The sequence below is a fragment of the Chitinophaga polysaccharea genome (genome assembly GCF_007829335.1).
GTDB lineage: Bacteria > Bacteroidota > Bacteroidia > Chitinophagales > Chitinophagaceae > Chitinophaga > Chitinophaga polysaccharea_B.
In genome coordinates this window covers 468,669-485,015 of record NZ_VIWO01000001.1, presented here as the reverse complement: position 1 = coordinate 485,015, position 16,347 = coordinate 468,669, and the positions used below count along the sequence as shown (strand labels likewise).

Here is a 16,347-nt window from a genome sequence, read left to right as displayed (position 1 = left end):
ATGCAGAAAATCATTCCTGCATCCCTTTCTCAGAAACTATTAAAATGGCTTATAGTCTGCCGTTCTTGATTTCATCTACAACAGCCGGATCCAGCAGGGTCGAGGTGTCGCCCAGGTTATCCAGGTCGTTTTCGGCTATCTTGCGCAGGATACGGCGCATGATTTTGCCGGAACGTGTTTTGGGTAAACCGCCTACAATCTGTATTTTATCCGGCTTGGCGATAGGCCCAATAATGCGGCTAACGGTTTGTGCGATATCTTTTTTAGTGAGTTCTGCATCGTGCGTTAAGCGCTCCATGATCACATACGCATAAATGCCCTGCCCCTTAATATCGTGAGGATATCCCACTACAGCGCTTTCCACTACGCCGGCGTGCATGTTGATGGCGTTTTCTACTTCCGCAGTACCAATACGGTGACCGCTTACGTTGAGTACATCATCTACACGGCCGGTAATCTTATAGTACCCGTCTTCATCTCTTAAACAGCCATCGCCTGTGAAGTACATGTTTTCGTAAGTAGAGAAGTAAGTTTTACGGAAACGTTCATGATCGCCGTACGTGCTGCGGAGCATACCTGGCCATGGGAATTTGATACAGAGATTGCCGCTTACGCCATTTCCTTTGAGTTCCTTACCGGTTTCGTCTACCAGGATAGGCTGTACGCCAGGAAGCGGCAGAGTGGCGTAGCCTGGTTTTTCTTTCGTAATGCCGGCTATCGGGGTAATCATGATACCACCGGTTTCAGTTTGCCACCAGGTGTCCACAATCGGGCATTTACCTTTACCGATGTTATCTTTAAACCAATGCCAGGCCTCTTCGTTAATAGGTTCACCTACGCTACCCAATTTACGGAGGGAGCTGAGGTCTTTATGATTAACAGGACCGAGGCCATAGCTCATCAGGCTGCGTATAGCCGTAGGAGCGGTATACAATATATTTACACGGAATTTGTCTACAATTTCCCACAGTCTTCCTGCATCGGGATAAGTAGGTACCCCTTCAAACATGAGAGTGGTAGCACCAGCGCTGAGCGGGCCATAGGCGATGTAGCTGTGGCCGGTGATCCAGCCGATATCTGCGGTACAGAAGTATACTTCTCCCGGTTGATACTGGAAGGTATTTACAAAGGTATAGTTGGCATATACCATATAGCCGGCACAGGTATGTACTACGCCTTTGGGCTTGCCGGTAGAACCGGAAGTATAGAGAATGAACAGCAGGTCTTCTGCATCCATTTCTTCTGCCGGGCAGGGAGGATTTCCCATGGTTTCTACCTGCTTGATTTCATCTTCCCACCACATGTCTCTGCCTTTCAGCATACTAACCGGGGTGCGGGTACGGGTACAAACAATTACTTTCTTTACAGATGGGCAGGCCATCAGGGCGTCGTCCATTACCGATTTCAGCGGAATATCTTTAGCGCCGCGATAAGCGCCATCACAGGTGATAACGAGGCTGCACTGGGCGTCCTGGATCCTGTCGGCGATCGATTGAGCGCTGAATCCTCCAAATACTACAGAGTGTACAGCACCGATGCGGGCGCAGGCCAATACAGCAATAGCCAGTTCAGGAATCATTCCCATGTAAATGCATACGCGATCGCCTTTCTTAACTCCATTGTTCTTTAACACATTGGCAAACTGGCAAACTTTATTGTATAAGTCGCGGTAAGTGATCACGCGGTGGCGTTCTTCCGGATCGTTGGGCTCCCAGATGATGGCCGGAGTATTGCCCAATGTGCCCAGGTGACGATCCAGGCAGTTTTCCGTAATATTTAGTTTAGCGCCGGTAAACCATTTGATATCCGGGTCTTTGAAATTCCAGTCCAATACCTTATCCCACTTGCGACGCCAGTAAAAATGGTCTGCTACATTGGCCCAAAAGCCTTCGGGGTCAATGACACTTTGTTGATAAGCCTGTTGATAATCTTCGATACTCTTAATCTGGTATGGGTACGACATAGCACCGTATTTGTTTATTGGTTAAGTACAAGCATTTTCCTAACGGGGTTTAAATTTAAGAAAAACCAGGTGGTTTAATAGAAATAATCTAAAAAAACATGTTAAAAGCGGATTATTTTTCAATGTAAGACTTCAGGTATTTGTAAATCTCTGGCGCTGTAGGGTTATCCGGTGTGCTTAACTGCAGGTAGCGTTTATAGTATTTCGTAGCCAGGGGTTTATTGTGGAGGTGGAGGTCGTAAATACGACCAATGCTATACTGGCGCAGCGGTTTACGGGAAAGATAATAGGCCGTGTCCAGTTGGGCAATAGCTGTTTTATATTGCTGTAGTCCTTCATAGTTGACAGATTTACCGCTGAAATAGCCATCCAGACTTTTAGACGTGGCGAGGTCAATACAGGTTTGCAGCAGTTCATTGCTGGCGGTGTAGTTTTTTAGTGCAGTATAGGAGAGGGCTGCATAATACATTATGTTTTCCGACTGGCCCCTGTTGGCGGTCATATATTCATGTATACCGATGCACTCCTGGTATTTTTTAAGGGTATACCAGGCAGCGGCTACTACGCTGAAGGTAATTTTCCTTTCCCAGCCACTCTTCTGCCAGGCGGGCTGCCACTTTGGGATCGGCGGAATTGAGGTGATAAGCCTTTTGGAGCCATACAAAAGCGGTATCGAATTGTTGGATGGCGTAGCAGGCAAAACTAAGTTGTTTACAGGCAACAGCATTATTGGGTTGCATCCTGGTAATGTACCGGTAATGCGGGATAGCTGCCAGGGGGTTTTCCATTTGCATGGCAATACTAGCCAGGTACTGACGTGCGGTGAGGTTGTTGCTATCCAGCTGCAGTACTTTTTCATAGGCGGCGCCGGCATCTTTTGTTTTCCCGGAGAGATAATAAGTATAGGCGAGTAGCGATAACTGCGAAATATTGTTTTCCTGCACCCTTGGTTGCAGGTAGCTAATGGCCTGATCGTATTCCTGGTTTTGCAGGTATTCCATCAGTTGGTAGCGGTCAATAGGCTGCTGGCCCAGTACCGTTTCTAAAGAGCATAGCAGTAGCAGCAGCGCTATGCCGCGGGTTAGAAGGGTATACATAAACATCCTTTCTCTTTTTAAAACTAATAATTTAGTTTTAAAAAGAAAAACTTAGTTAAGAAAGAAAATAAATAATAAAGCCTTGTAATCCCGGGATGGGGTACAAGGCTTTATTATATGAGGATACCATTTAGGAGTAAGTTTCTACAGACAGCGAATGAAATATTACCTCATATTATTTAGAAGATCGCTGGTACTTTTCGAAGTACTCTTGTCCCAATGCGTACACCTCGTCCATTACTTCAATGATTTTTTGCTTTTCAGCGTTGCTGAGTGCAGGAATAATCTTGCCTTTCTCATTAGGATTTGGTTTGTCTTTACCGCGCATTTTACGATAAAAAGTAGGTGTACTCCAATTGCATTCTTCACACACTCTTTCTCTAAAGGCCACCGGGAGTCCGGAGAGTTTTGTGTGAATGTCAAGCAGAACATTCAGTGATTCTTTGCTCATAATGGGTATTATTTTCTAATTATTGGTTATGGTTAACAAAAAAGATTGATGATTATTTTAAGCATATAAAACAATATTTTATGTGTAAACAAATGTATTCATAATCGTGCAATTTATAATGATAAAACATTACTTTCTTTAAAAAAAATAATGCCTCATGTAATGTAGTGCTGTAAAGGGTTTGGAGCTATTTGTAAGGGTTGGTTGATGTGTATCGTTTACACAATAATTGTCAGCCATTTTATTGTAATTATCACTACGATTTTTATGTTGTCATATTGATAAATGTTTGTTGTTGTTTTATTGCGTATATACGTTGCCGTTATATAATTGTTATGGTTGATTAACGTTGCCGATAAGCGTATATTTTTTTGTTAAATTGATATATTTATTTACAAAATGAAATATTAATTGTTAAATTATACGATAATACAACAGGGGCCATCCTGTCTGTAGCATCATAATTTAAAACATAAAGGATGCAGTCGAGCCTGATACACATGGGACACCGCTTGAAGCAGATACTGAAGCAAAAGAAGATAAAGATCGTAGACTTTGCTGCCATGGCCGGTTTTACCAACCAGATAGCCCATTATCATTTGCGTAAGAATGATATGAAACGTGCTACCATGGAGCGTTTCTGCACATTAATAGATATTACCCCCGATGAGTTTATGCGGTGGAATGGCGCTATGCAACTTAGTCAGGGCAAAAATATCCACCATGGCGACCGTTTACAGCAGATTATTGCTGAAAAAGGTCTGAATAAGAGTAAACTGGCAGGCCGCCTGGATATGAGCCGTCGTACTATGTACAATCTATTCGAAAAAGAAAGCTTCTCGCCCGATGAACTGGAGCGTGTAGCCAAGGGGTTGGACATGACGGTAGATGGCTTCCTGAATCCTGGTACGGTACAGGAATCAAGGGTTACCGACAGTGAAGAAATGATGCTGATGAGGGAGAAGTATTACAAATTGCTGGAAGAGCACACCCAGTTACTGAAAAGCTATGCCTCCATAAAAGATGAGTTGTTACAGGTCAAAAAGGAAATAACCACACTGCGTAAACAAAAAGATTAAAGAAATACACCGATTACTATAATGATATTCATTTACAGTAAATCGGGGTTTTCTTTAATAGGTAACCTGCACTGGCCGACCGTTAGGCTGCTACCTCACTTAATTCAAAAAATGTTGCCACTTCCTCCCAGTTGTTTAAACGTTTATAGTCGGTCAACGGTAAGTTATGCGGAGCGCTAAATAATAGGGGAGTGCCCTTGAATGAACGCAGGTTTTTATCATGGTCATCTATCATGTAATCCGCTTCCACAATAGTTTTTGATCCGCAGAACACAATATTCCGCCAGTGGATAAACGGGAAGTGCTCATTCAGCCAGGCCAGTTTCTCCGCCAGCGAAAAAGGGAATTCCATCGCTGCAGAAACAATAAATACTTCATGTTCCGCAGCCAGGGCCTTTACCACTTCCTGGCTGCCTTTCATCACAGGGATGCTCCGGAAAAAGCCAGGTGTATTTAACATTTTTACCATTACTCCTTCCGGGAACACACTGCCTTCCGGCACACTATCCAAACGCCTGGGATCTATCACTTCCCCGTAATCCTTCGCGTACACTGCTAATACATGTTGTTGGAGGTCCGCCATTACATTGTCCATGTCGATCGCTATTCTTGCCATAATTTGCTGTTTTTTGCAAAGTTATGCCATATGTTGCAAATTATTGCATAATCTTTCATAATTTTGCACAAAATGGCAAATATGTTAAGAGAGGAAAGGCTGGAATATATCCTGAAGAAGCTGCAAACAGATCATAAAGTGCTGCAGGCAGAACTCAGCAGCGATTTGCAGGTGTCGGAAGATACGGTAAGGAGAGACCTCGAATCTCTCGCCCAAAACGGGCAACTGATCAAAGTACGGGGAGGGGCTATTCCCCATTCTCCCAATCCTTATTCGTTCAAGGAGCGTATACAATACCATGAAGAGGATAAAAGACATATTGCCACCAAAGCCTTGTCATTCCTGCGTAATGGACAAACCATTATGCTCGATGGAGGCACTTCCACTTTAATGCTGGCCAAGTTAATTCCCGCAAACCTGCACCTGACGGTTATTACCAACAGTGTTCCGATTGTATCGCAGTTGATGGACCATCCTGGTATTGAACTGATCTTTACGGGCGGATTAATTGGCAAAAACTCGCAAACCTCCGGCGGTATGGATACCATTCGTATGCTCGAGAAATTGCGGGCCGACATTTGCTTTCTGGGTATTTGCAGTCTCCATCCTGTTGCCGGCGTAACCGGCCTGGACCTTGGGGAGGCAGATGTTAAAAGCGTGATGGTGGAATCGGCCAACAAGGCCATTGCACTGGCCACCAGCGATAAAATGGGTACGGCGGAACCTTTTAAAGTATGTGATATTACAGGTTTGGATACCATTATTACGGATAATCCGGACCTGCCTTCATTAAAGCCGTATATCAACCTGGGAATCCAGGTAATCTGATTATTTAAATTTTTATCTTGACAAAGATGTTACAGGATTTATCGATGGTGGCGATGAACAAGAGAGCAACGCGTATTGCTGTCAGTGCTTTATTTTTCCTTACCGGTTTATGCTTTTCCAGCTGGGCTTCCCGTATACCGGATATCCAGCAAGCCCTGGGCTTAAATGATGCAGGACTGGGGAGCCTGTTACTGGCATTGCCGGTTGGATCCCTGATTTCCCTCCCTGTGGCGGGTATATTGGTATCAAAATATGGCAGCCGGCAGGTGTTATTAATTGCCGGCGTGGCTTACGCCGCTGTATTACCTGCCCTTGGCCTGGCCCATCACGCATGGGAACTAAGTATTTTCCTGGTATTGTTTGGCTTCTGCGGCAATATCGCCAATATCGCGGTAAACACGCAGGCAGTAGGTGTAGAGGTGATGTATGGTCGTTCTATTATGGCATCCTTTCACGGCTTGTGGAGCGTAGCCGGGTTTACCGGTGCCGCCATAGGGGCTGGCATGTCGGGGCTACACCTGGCGCCGGTATATCACTTCTTAATCATTGCCGGTATCGCCTGGACGTTGATTGTATTAACGATGAACAGGCTGGTAACTACCGTGCCCAATGAAAATAGCGCACCTTCTCTCTTTGGAAAACCAGACGCTTTCCTAATTACGTTGGGCATTATTGCTATGTGTTCAATGATCTGTGAAGGAACGATGTTCGACTGGAGTGGTGTATACTTCCGTAGAGTGATAGTAGTGAAGGATGGTTTATCCGGTGCTGGCTATGCTGCATTTATGAGTACCATGGCGTCCGGACGCTTTATTGCCGACAGGCTTACCACCAGGCTGGGTGTGAAGAAGATGCTGTTGATCAGCGGAAGCCTTACCGCTGCCGGGCTACTGGTAGCCGTTATTTTCCCTTATTTCTACACAGCTATGTTTGGCTTTATGCTGGTAGGCGCCGGCGTATCGGCGGTAGTACCGCTGGTATACAGCGCGGCCGGTAAATCAAAAACATTGTCTCCCGGTATGGCGTTGGCTACCGTATCCACTATCGGCTACCTGGGGTTCCTCTTTGGCCCGCCACTGATTGGATTTGTGGCGCAAGCGACCAACCTGGGAATAGCCTTCACCATGATTGCTGTAATGGGAGCGGCTATCGCCGTTATGTCTGCCAGGATAAAATTATAAACTCAAACCGCCACTGCTCCGCTTTTGCGGGGCAGTGTGCTGAAGGAAAGCTCCTCCTCACGATAATCCACCAATAGTAAGTATTCCCCGGTGGCTGGAAGTGCTGGCGGCAGTTGCATGCCGGCAAGTGCTGTCAGCAGAGGTTCGGGTGAATGATCAAAAGGGACCAGTCTTACCAAGGGGTGTAGTGTTTCTTCGTCCGCAGGTGTATGCAGTAAGGCTTCTTTAGGCAAAAATTTCAGGTCATTAATAGCCAGTTCCATTAACAAAATCTCCTGCAGATAAGGGTTTTCGAGGCTCCCCGTAGTTATCTTCTCCAGTAAAAAATCACCAAATACATTGATCTCCCGCTTAAACTGCAAATCAGATTTATAGCAAATACTCCAAAATTCCTCAACAAACGGCATCAATGATGCGCCTAATAAAAAACAGGTATAGGGAAGCATCGTGTAGATAGGCGTGATCCTGTTTACACGATATAGGGTGCAGCTCACAGACATGCCGGGTTGGCGTACTACAGTTTGTAAACGCAGTTGCTCGCGGGGCGTAAGGTCATACCGGGAGAGAATTTCCGCCGGCTGCTCCCGTAACGCCAGGCACAATTGCGGGGAGGCAATTAAATCTGTGATCGCTTTCTGAAAGGAGAGAAGTGACATATCATCAGGTATGATAAAGGTTCCAGGCTGCCTTCGCCCGGTTTAGTTCGCGGGTAACCCCCTCAAACTGCAACAGGTGAAAGTAAGATTCATGAAATTCAAAGGTAATGCCGCATAGGTTATGCACTAACGGTAACGTATAATCGAGCAGGTCCCACACCTCCGGCGGACAAGGGCCTGCATGAGAATCTGTATACATACCAGCCATTTCGTTGCCGCCGGCAATATGGATTTCGATCACTTTATCCAGCTGTAGCTGGTTAATAAATTCCTTTGGATCAAAATGGTGATTGACAGCATTGGTATACACGTTGTGGATATCGAGCAATAAGCCACAGGAGGTACGATCTGATAACTCATTCAGGAAGGCAGTTTCACTGAGCTCCTGCTCCGGCAAATCGATAAAGTATACATTGTTCTCTATCAGGAAAGGCGTACTGATAGCTCGTTTAATGGCATTGATACGGCCACTGATCATATCCAGTACTTCATAATCGTAGGGCACCGGTACTGCCAGGCCTGCATTATGTTCTTCCTGTTGATCGTTATGCACTTTTACAAAAGACAGGTGATCGCTATGCCATTTAAATGCATAACGCTGATGCCATTCCTGCATTTTCTGAAGGTACATTTTATCAAAAATGCCGGCGCTGCCAAGCGAGTAAGATATATTATGAGCGGTTAATGGGTAAGCGGCAGCGATTTTATCCAGCACTATCATCCAGGATTCAATCTCTTCAAATCTTTCCTGCTGGCGGTTTCCACGATCTGTCCAGAACATATCGGGAATGATCTCCACGTAATCGCATATCCCCGGGCAGGCTTCCAGGTATAGCTCCAGGGAGGGGTTGTATAACAGCCCTACGCCCAGCTGGGGAATAGATTGGCGGTACAGGTGGCCTGTACGGGCAGATGATGTTACTTGTGACATGACAGGAGTGTTTAAATACCGTCCCGGCATAGGCCAGGACGGCATCACCAGATTAATGTTGTGCAGCGGTTGCCTTGGAAATAGCCATTTTTTCCAGGTCTACGTTAATCACTTCTTCCAGCTTTTCCCGGATATTGAAGTGTACGCCAGACAGGCAGGCCTGGCAACCGCGGGGGTTAATTTGTCTCAGCACCAATGCCTGTAATTTGGTGACATCTTCCAGTTTAGTGCCTTTGGGAACGGTAAGGTCGACATGACCATTAGCGCCGTAATGAACTTCAGCTGTACGCATGATGTTTGATTTTTGGGGTGTGAAATGTATGTTGAAAAAGATGAAAAACGATTCTTTGGGGTAAAGCTGCTGTATTTACTGTGCCAGTCTATTTGAGGTGGACAGTAAAGGTAGGAGAATAAATGGACATCTGGATAAGTATTTATACGGGAAATGAGCGGCCGTAATGTTACTTGTCAGCGGATGTTTCCTATGTTGCAGTAGATTTTCGATGACAGCTGTTTTTTGGAATAACTTGTTAACACGTATCCGGAGATAGAATTTCCCGGTCAATGCGTCTTCCTAATTAATAGTGAGCAGGAGGTCTGCCAAATGCCTCATCCTGTAAATAATAGAGCAGGGAAGTACTGCCCTGATTATTTCAGTTGAGGTTTTACATGTCAACAAATGATGGGGCGTATTCATCCATTCGCAGCCATTATTAAACAGACTAATTATTCGATATGAAACTAAATATTTTGACATTCTTCGAAAAAATTCTACAGAAATGAAATTTATTTCTGGTTATAATTTTCAAATCACGTAACTTTGCACGATTTTTTTGGTCCCTCACACGGCATAAAGATCAATTTGGTTTTTCATTTTCAATAGATTACACAAATGCCAAAAGACTCATCTATCAAATCTGTTCTCATTATCGGTTCTGGACCCATTATTATTGGTCAGGCTTGCGAATTTGATTATTCCGGATCTCAGGCAGCACGTTCGCTGCGGGAAGAAGGAATTAAAGTGATATTGATTAATTCCAACCCGGCTACCATCATGACGGATCCAATGATGGCCGATAAGGTTTATTTGCTGCCACTGACCGTGGAAAGCATTGAGCAGATCCTGGAAGAAAACCAGATAGATGCCGTATTACCCACCATGGGCGGCCAAACTGCGCTGAACCTTTGCAAGGAAGTAGACGAACTCGGAATTTGGGAAAAGAACAATGTTCGCCTGATCGGGGTTGACATTAAAGCAATTGATAAGGCAGAAGATCGTGAACAGTTCCGTCAGTGGATGATCCAACTGGGTATCCCGGTGGCGCCTGCCAGAACAGCTAACTCTTTCCTCGAAGGAAAAGAATTTGCACAGGAAATAGGCTTCCCGCTGGTAATCCGTCCTTCCTTTACCCTGGGTGGTACCGGCGGTGGATTTGTACACAGCAAAGAAGACCTGGACGAAGCGCTGGACCGTGGTTTGAAAGCTTCCCCCATCCATGAAGTACTGGTAGAAAAAGCAGTACTGGGATGGAAAGAATATGAACTGGAACTGCTGCGCGACAAGAATGATAACGTGGTTATCATTTGCACCGTGGAAAACCTCGACCCGATGGGTATTCACACGGGTGATTCCATTACGGTGGCACCTGCTATGACCCTGAGCGATACTGCTTTCCAGGAAATGCGTAATAAAGCGATGATGATGATGCGCGACCTGGGCAACTTTGCCGGTGGTTGTAACGTACAGTTTTCGCTAAACCCGGAAACAGAAGAGCTGATTGCTATTGAAATCAACCCTCGTGTGAGCCGTTCCTCTGCGCTGGCCTCTAAAGCAACCGGTTACCCGATTGCAAAAATTGCTGCCAAACTGGCTATCGGTTATACACTGGATGAACTGGAAAACCAGATCACCAAAACTACTTCTGCCTTCTTTGAACCAGCACTGGACTACGTGATCGTAAAAATGCCACGCTGGAACTTCGATAAATTTAAAGGAGCTGATGACACCCTGGGTCTGCAAATGAAATCAGTAGGAGAGGTAATGTCTATCGGACGTACCTTCCCTGAAGCATTACAGAAAGCTTGTCAGAGCCTCGAAAACGATGCACTCGGTCTGGGCTACTATGGTAAATCCCTCCTGAAGAGTGAGCAATTGATTGAGAAATTAAAACGCCCCACCTGGGATCGTATTTTCCGTATCAAAGATGCTTTGATGGCGGGAGTTTCCGTAAAACATATTCACCAGCTGACTTATATCGACCGCTGGTTCCTGCACCAGATCCAGGATATCGTGAACCTGGAAAAACAATTGCTGGAGCTCGACCTGCAGAGTGTTTCAGTAGAAATGCTGAAAGATGCCAAAAAAATGGGCTTCTCCGATATGCAACTGGCGATACTGTTTGGTGATTGCGATGAAGATGAAGTATACGCTAAGCGTAAGGAGCTGGGCATTACCCGTACTTTCAAAATGGTAGATACCTGCAGCGCGGAGTTTGAAGCAAAAACACCTTACTTCTACTCTACGTTCGATACCGAAAATGAAAGCAAGGTAACCGATAAGAAGAAAATCATTGTACTGGGGTCTGGTCCTAACAGAATCGGGCAGGGTATTGAGTTCGACTACTGCTGTACACACGGTTTGCAGGCGATCCAGGATTGCGGTTATGAAGCCATCATGGTAAACTGTAACCCTGAAACGGTTTCCACCGACTTCGACATGGCCGATAAATTATACTTCGAACCGGTATTCTGGGAAAATCTCTGGGAAATCATTGAGCTGGAAAAACCCGAAGGCGTGATTGTGCAGCTGGGTGGACAAACTGCACTGAAACTGGCTAAACGCCTGGAAGAAAAAGGTGTGAAAATCATCGGCACCTCTTTCGACAACATGGATATTGCGGAAGACCGCGGTCGTTTCTCCGATATGCTGAAAGAACTGGGTATCCCTTATCCTAAATATGGTACGGCTTACAATACAGACGACGCGATAGAAGTGGCGAAAGAAGTAGGTTACCCGGTACTGGTGCGTCCTTCTTATGTGTTAGGAGGTCAGCGTATGAGAATCGTCATCAACGAAGAAGAGCTGGAAGAATCTGTACTGAGCCTGTTAAGACACTTGCCTGGTAACAAGATATTGATCGATCACTTCCTGGATCGTTGTCAGGAAGCAGAAATAGATGGCATCTTCGACGGTACTGATTTCCATGTAATGGGTGTAATGGAGCATATTGAACCGGCAGGTATTCACAGTGGCGATAGTCATGCGTTGTTACCGGCTTTCAACTTGTCGCCGATCGAAGTAACCACCATGGAATATTACGCAGAAAAGATTGCGCGTGCACTGAATATCCAGGGCTTGATCAATATACAGTTTGCGATCAAAGATGGCAATGTATATGTGATTGAAGCTAACCCGCGTGCTTCCCGTACTACGCCATTTATTGCTAAAGCTTACCAGGTGCCTTACCTGAACATTGCTACCAAAGTGATGATTGGCGCCAATAAGTTGAAGGACTTTAACATTGAAAAGAAACTTACCGGTTTTGCTATCAAGGAACCTGTATTCTCTTTCAACAAGTTCCCGGGCGTAAACAAGGAACTGGGACCTGAAATGAAATCAACCGGAGAAGCAATACGCTTCATCAAAGATCTGCGCGATCCATATTTCAGACAACTCTTCAAGGAAAAGAGTATGTACCTGAGTAAATAATATTGTTAGCTAACTGTTAACGAAAAGCCCTCTACGCCGTGGCGTGGAGGGCTTTTTATATGAAGTAAGGTTGTCAAAACAACAGAGCCTGATAAAAATCAGGCTCCTTCTTTTCCCTCAAAATAACCATTAAAGACACGACTATTGAATCTTGATACAATTCATATAGCGTGACCGGTAATGCATTTTACAAATAATATTATATTTAAAAGAGATGTTAACTAATCAATAACAGATGAAATAATATATAATATTTTAATAAATGAATATTAATATATTAAATAAGAGGCTTTTGTAACCGATTTCAGCCATTTTTTACATTACAAGAGGAAGTTTCCAAGACATCATATAAAGATATTATCTCTTAACTAAACCGTTTTTAACATTTTTAAAACACTTTGCAGGCTGTTAAAAGTTAGGTTTGTTTTTGATAAAAGTTAACCCCCACATGCATTTTGAGTCTACGGCATTTACCGTGATGTGCTGGAAACCAGCGCCCTTCTTACGCCTTATTTTCCCCTTCCTGGCAGGAATAAGTATACAACTTTACACGGAGTTGCCGCCGCTTTTGTTGCTATGCACAGTGACTGTTTGTGCCTGCTGTGCATGGCTGTTTCGCTATCTGCCTGTACAATGGCGTTTTAAACAGGCATGGTTGCCCGGTATGCTGCTGCAGGTGAGTATGGCAGGGGGTGGCGCCTTACTCTTGTATAAGGCAGATATACGGCATCAGCAGGGCTTTTTCCAGGATATCAGAACGGATACCTCCCTCGTTTTATTGCAGATAGAAGAACCGTTGCAACCCAAAGCAAAATCATTTAAATCCACTGCCAGGGTCATAGCGCTGTATGTACAATACAGATGGATGCCTGCAAAAGGCAATTTGCTGCTTTATATCGCCCGGGATACTATGCGGCCGCTACTTGTGTATGGAGACCGGCTTGTTGTCCGTAAAAAGCCGGAATTGATCCGGAGCAACGGCAATCCCGGGGGCTTCAACTATCAGCAATATTGTGTATCTCAACAGCTTTATCAGCAGCTTTATTTACAGGCGGCCGACTACTACAAATTATCCCGTATGGGTGGCAGCAGCGTAAATCGTTGGTTGCTGCACGCGAGAGATTACTGTTTATCTTGTTTTAGAAGATATATAGGGGCAGGGCCGGAAGCCGGGATGGCAGAAGCATTACTGATAGGATACCGGCAGGATCTGGATAAGGCAGTGGTGCAGGATTATAGTAACACCGGGATTGTACACATTATTGCTATTTCCGGAATGCACCTGGCGCTGTTGTATGGCACGCTCCTTTGGTGTTTGCGCTGGTTGCCACCTGGTAAATGGACGGGTATATTGAAGGCTATTCTTATTTTGGGAGTGCTATGGGGATTTGCCCTGCTTACCGGGGCGTCGGCTTCTGTGCTCCGTTCCGCGGTGATGTTTACCGGCATAACGCTTGGCCGTTTTGTATTGGAGCGTTACAGCAGCATCTATAATATGCTGGCTGCATCCGCGTTCCTGTTATTGGCTTATCAGCCATACCTGGCCATAGATGCCGGTTTCCAGTTGTCATACCTGGCAGTACTCAGCATTTTGCTTTTCTATCAGCCCTTATACGAATTGTGGAACATCAAGAGGAAGTGGATGATAATACTCTGGCAGATGATGTCGGTGTCGCTGGCCGCACAATTGATGACTACGCCGGTGAGCCTGTTTTACTTTCACCAGTTTCCCAATTACTTTTTATTGGCTAACCTCATGGCAGTGCCATTATCTACTGTAATTATTTATGGAGAAGTGATACTATTAGGACTTTCTCCATTCCCGGTATTGGCGACGTTTGCAGGACTGGTCATCCGGTTCCTCATTTTTGCCATGAATAGTTGTGTAAGATGGTTAGGTACGCTACCCTATGCGCTTGTCACCAATATCCATTGTTCACTGGCACTCACAATATGTTTGTATGTGCTGCTAGCAGGAATTGCCCTATGGTGGCTCAGTGGCTGGCGCCCAGGCGCCTTGCTGGCAGCGTTAAGCCTGTGGGGATGCCTGGTTACACGGGCGGCATGGCTTACCCGGGTACAGCAACAATCTAAAATTATTGTATATAACGTACCCGCCTATACGGCAGTTGACTGTATATATGGGCAACAAGCCCGGTTTATTGGCGATGACAGCATCTGGCAAACGGCTGGCGCCCAAACTTTGCTGGCCGCCAGAAATGAGATGGGCATACATGCAGGTGTTCCAAAAGGCTTTCAGCAGTACCAGCATTACAGTTGCTTTTATGGAAGAAGCCTATTGATTATTGATAGCACCTTGCCACGAAAAGTGCCTGGGAGGAAGTTGCAGGCTGATTATATCCTGCTTACCCATAATCCCAGGGTAGATATTAACAAGCTGGATAGTCTGTATGACTACCAGCTACTCATTTTTGCCGCCAACAATTATGCAAAACGGATATCGCACTGGAAACAGGATTGCGAAGCGACAGGGCGTCGTTACTACGTTGTTGGGGAACAGGGAGCTTTTGTAGCCGAACTAAGGTAACGGAGGAAGAACATAGAAAGATAGATATCAGCCAATACACGACTTGGGATTTCGCTATCCATGTATTGGCTGATATTTGTCTTTCCGGTCTTTACAAGGCCTTTTAAAGCTTTGTTTGTAGCTTGCTTTCCAGTTCGTCGATTTTCTTCTGCATCCGAATCAGGTGTAAGGTCATTTCCTCCACTTTTTCCAGTAACAACCTGTTCATCTCTCCAACATCATATCCATTTTCTGCCACTTCTTTGGCTGTAGGGATACCAGGAAGATGTTTATTCGCTTTGATGAATTTTTCGGTTTCATAAAGCGGCATAACGGTATAGTCGTCGTGGAATACATAATCTGCCCAGGTGGAGGATTGGGTTACTTTTATTTTTCTTGCCCCCAGTAGTCCTTCTACGGCTAATTTACAAGCACCGGGATTAACGGTTCCTATGCCCACACTGCCACCGCCGGTTGCCATAATAATGTTGCCTTTGGATGCGGTGTTAATGTACATTTTGTTATCAGTGCCGGCAGAATTGGTTTCGAGCACAAGGTAACCTTCGTTGCTACCCCGGATTCTTCCGCCGGTGGGAGCGCCAAAAGTAGTCCATTCATTATACGCGTTACCAAGAACGGCTGCCAGCTTAATTCCGTTAGCCGTGTCGGTGGCGGTGGCAACCACATCTAAAGGCGCCCGGGGAGAGCCATTATTGATCCCAACACGCCCGGATTGGGTCCAGATGCCATTTCCGGGGAATGAAACAGTGCCGCCAAATTTGTTATAGTAAGTGATTTCAGTTTGCTGTGTAGCAGAAGCGGAAATAGCCTCGTCTACCAAGCTCCATCCCTGATAACTGGATGCAACGTCCATCGCCAGACCTTTTGCGAAAGCCCTGATAGCAAAGCGTTGAAAATAGTCTTTACTATCAATGAAAATTATCACCTTACCGTTTTCATTGGCGAGGTACAAGCGTGGAGTATAAGCTCCAAATGACGAGGCTCGCACACTCTGGAAGATATTGTCATAAACATAGAAATTAATGATCAGCCCAATAGGCGATGATGTGCCATAGTTGTAACCTTCCAGGATAATGGTAGGCATTTCCACACCATTACTGAATGGTAAATTAGTTTTGATTTTAACCCCATTGGTTGGATTAGCGCCTCGGGCATAAGTAACGACGGTATCACAAAAGATCTGAGCCTTTACGGCAGAAAATATGCTTGTAAAGAAAAATAATAAGAGGATTTTTTTCATATAGGGAGTTGTTTTAAACGGGTACAAACGAGCTACAGTAATGTCAAG

General features: G+C 45.1%; 14 protein-coding genes. 5 read left to right on the top strand and 9 right to left on the bottom strand.

From position 1 onward, the window contains the following. Positions 1-49: 49 nt before the first annotated feature. The 4 genes from acs to FHW36_RS02025 all read right to left on the bottom strand — a co-directional run bounded on the left by acs (position 50) and on the right by FHW36_RS02025 (position 3,511). On the bottom strand, positions 50-1,963 hold the full coding sequence (acs, locus tag FHW36_RS02040; RefSeq protein ID WP_145661463.1) for an acetate--CoA ligase: 1,914 nt from the start codon (positions 1,961-1,963) through the stop codon (positions 50-52). Between the two features lie 112 nt (positions 1,964-2,075). Then, positions 2,076-2,465, bottom strand: a complete 390-nt coding sequence (locus FHW36_RS02035) for a hypothetical protein (protein WP_145661460.1) — start codon at positions 2,463-2,465, stop codon at positions 2,076-2,078. Positions 2,466-2,499: 34 nt separating this feature from the next. Next, entirely contained in the window at positions 2,500-3,060 is a 561-nt protein-coding gene (locus tag FHW36_RS02030; RefSeq protein ID WP_145661458.1) for a tetratricopeptide repeat protein, read from the bottom strand. A gap of 175 nt (positions 3,061-3,235) precedes the next feature. Continuing rightward, positions 3,236-3,511, bottom strand: coding sequence for a hypothetical protein (locus FHW36_RS02025; RefSeq protein WP_145661455.1), 276 nt, complete (start codon positions 3,509-3,511; stop codon positions 3,236-3,238). A gap of 479 nt (positions 3,512-3,990) precedes the next feature. Between FHW36_RS02025 and FHW36_RS02020 the strand changes: the two genes are divergently transcribed. Next, entirely contained in the window at positions 3,991-4,590 is a 600-nt protein-coding gene (locus FHW36_RS02020; protein ID WP_145661452.1) for a helix-turn-helix domain-containing protein, read from the top strand. Positions 4,591-4,672: 82 nt separating this feature from the next. Here the strand turns inward: FHW36_RS02020 and FHW36_RS02015 are convergent, their stop codons facing one another. Next, positions 4,673-5,206, bottom strand: coding sequence for a 5' nucleotidase, NT5C type (locus FHW36_RS02015; RefSeq protein WP_145661448.1), 534 nt, complete (start codon positions 5,204-5,206; stop codon positions 4,673-4,675). 81 nt (positions 5,207-5,287) lie between these two features. Between FHW36_RS02015 and FHW36_RS02010 the strand changes: the two genes are divergently transcribed. Continuing rightward, entirely contained in the window at positions 5,288-6,034 is a 747-nt protein-coding gene (locus FHW36_RS02010) for a DeoR/GlpR family DNA-binding transcription regulator (RefSeq protein WP_145661445.1), read from the top strand. 26 nt (positions 6,035-6,060) lie between these two features. Next, a complete protein-coding gene (locus FHW36_RS02005; RefSeq protein ID WP_145665218.1) occupies positions 6,061-7,215 on the top strand; it encodes an MFS transporter in 1,155 nt (384 codons plus the stop codon). A 2-nt stretch (positions 7,216-7,217) separates the two neighbouring features. Here FHW36_RS02005 and FHW36_RS02000 read toward each other — a convergent pair whose 3' ends face one another. Genes FHW36_RS02000 through FHW36_RS01990 form a run of 3 tightly spaced genes read right to left on the bottom strand, consistent with a single transcriptional unit; the run spans position 7,218 to position 9,094 of the window. Next, the gene (locus FHW36_RS02000) at positions 7,218-7,871 is read right to left on the bottom strand and encodes a hypothetical protein (RefSeq protein ID WP_145661442.1); all 654 of its coding nucleotides are present in this window, start codon (positions 7,869-7,871) and stop codon (positions 7,218-7,220) included. A gap of 4 nt (positions 7,872-7,875) precedes the next feature. After that, positions 7,876-8,802, bottom strand: coding sequence for a DUF692 domain-containing protein (locus FHW36_RS01995; RefSeq protein WP_186452273.1), 927 nt, complete (start codon positions 8,800-8,802; stop codon positions 7,876-7,878). A gap of 52 nt (positions 8,803-8,854) precedes the next feature. After that, positions 8,855-9,094: a hypothetical protein gene (locus FHW36_RS01990; protein WP_145661436.1), complete on the bottom strand. Its 240-nt coding sequence runs from the start codon at positions 9,092-9,094 to the stop codon at positions 8,855-8,857. Between the two features lie 600 nt (positions 9,095-9,694). On the opposite strand from FHW36_RS01990, the gene carB reads away from it, so the two are divergent. After that, positions 9,695-12,511: a carbamoyl-phosphate synthase large subunit gene (gene carB, locus FHW36_RS01985; protein ID WP_145661433.1), complete on the top strand. Its 2,817-nt coding sequence runs from the start codon at positions 9,695-9,697 to the stop codon at positions 12,509-12,511. Positions 12,512-12,959: 448 nt separating this feature from the next. After that, positions 12,960-15,059 (top strand): ComEC/Rec2 family competence protein, encoded by a 2,100-nt coding sequence (locus tag FHW36_RS01980; RefSeq protein ID WP_145661430.1) that lies wholly within the window; start codon positions 12,960-12,962, stop codon positions 15,057-15,059. Positions 15,060-15,162: 103 nt separating this feature from the next. Here FHW36_RS01980 and FHW36_RS01975 read toward each other — a convergent pair whose 3' ends face one another. Then, complete coding sequence (locus FHW36_RS01975) at positions 15,163-16,299, bottom strand: hypothetical protein (protein WP_145661427.1); 1,137 nt, start codon at positions 16,297-16,299, stop codon at positions 15,163-15,165. Positions 16,300-16,347 lie beyond the last annotated feature (48 nt).

Bases quoted from the DNA above. Each gene is read 5' to 3' on its own strand.
- acs (WP_145661463.1), bottom strand. From the start codon at position 1,963: ATGTCGTACCCATACCAGATTAAGAGTATCGAAGATTATCAACAGGCT.
- FHW36_RS02035 (WP_145661460.1), bottom strand. From the start codon at position 2,465: ATGACCGCCAACAGGGGCCAGTCGGAAAACATAATGTATTATGCAGCC.
- FHW36_RS02030 (WP_145661458.1), bottom strand. From the start codon at position 3,060: ATGTATACCCTTCTAACCCGCGGCATAGCGCTGCTGCTACTGCTATGC.
- FHW36_RS02025 (WP_145661455.1), bottom strand. From the start codon at position 3,511: ATGAGCAAAGAATCACTGAATGTTCTGCTTGACATTCACACAAAACTC.
- FHW36_RS02020 (WP_145661452.1), top strand. From the start codon at position 3,991: ATGCAGTCGAGCCTGATACACATGGGACACCGCTTGAAGCAGATACTG.
- FHW36_RS02015 (WP_145661448.1), bottom strand. From the start codon at position 5,206: ATGGCAAGAATAGCGATCGACATGGACAATGTAATGGCGGACCTCCAA.
- FHW36_RS02010 (WP_145661445.1), top strand. From the start codon at position 5,288: ATGTTAAGAGAGGAAAGGCTGGAATATATCCTGAAGAAGCTGCAAACA.
- FHW36_RS02005 (WP_145665218.1), top strand. From the start codon at position 6,061: ATGTTACAGGATTTATCGATGGTGGCGATGAACAAGAGAGCAACGCGT.
- FHW36_RS02000 (WP_145661442.1), bottom strand. From the start codon at position 7,871: ATGTCACTTCTCTCCTTTCAGAAAGCGATCACAGATTTAATTGCCTCC.
- FHW36_RS01995 (WP_186452273.1), bottom strand. From the start codon at position 8,802: ATGTCACAAGTAACATCATCTGCCCGTACAGGCCACCTGTACCGCCAA.
- FHW36_RS01990 (WP_145661436.1), bottom strand. From the start codon at position 9,094: ATGCGTACAGCTGAAGTTCATTACGGCGCTAATGGTCATGTCGACCTT.
- carB (WP_145661433.1), top strand. From the start codon at position 9,695: ATGCCAAAAGACTCATCTATCAAATCTGTTCTCATTATCGGTTCTGGA.
- FHW36_RS01980 (WP_145661430.1), top strand. From the start codon at position 12,960: ATGCATTTTGAGTCTACGGCATTTACCGTGATGTGCTGGAAACCAGCG.
- FHW36_RS01975 (WP_145661427.1), bottom strand. From the start codon at position 16,299: ATGAAAAAAATCCTCTTATTATTTTTCTTTACAAGCATATTTTCTGCC.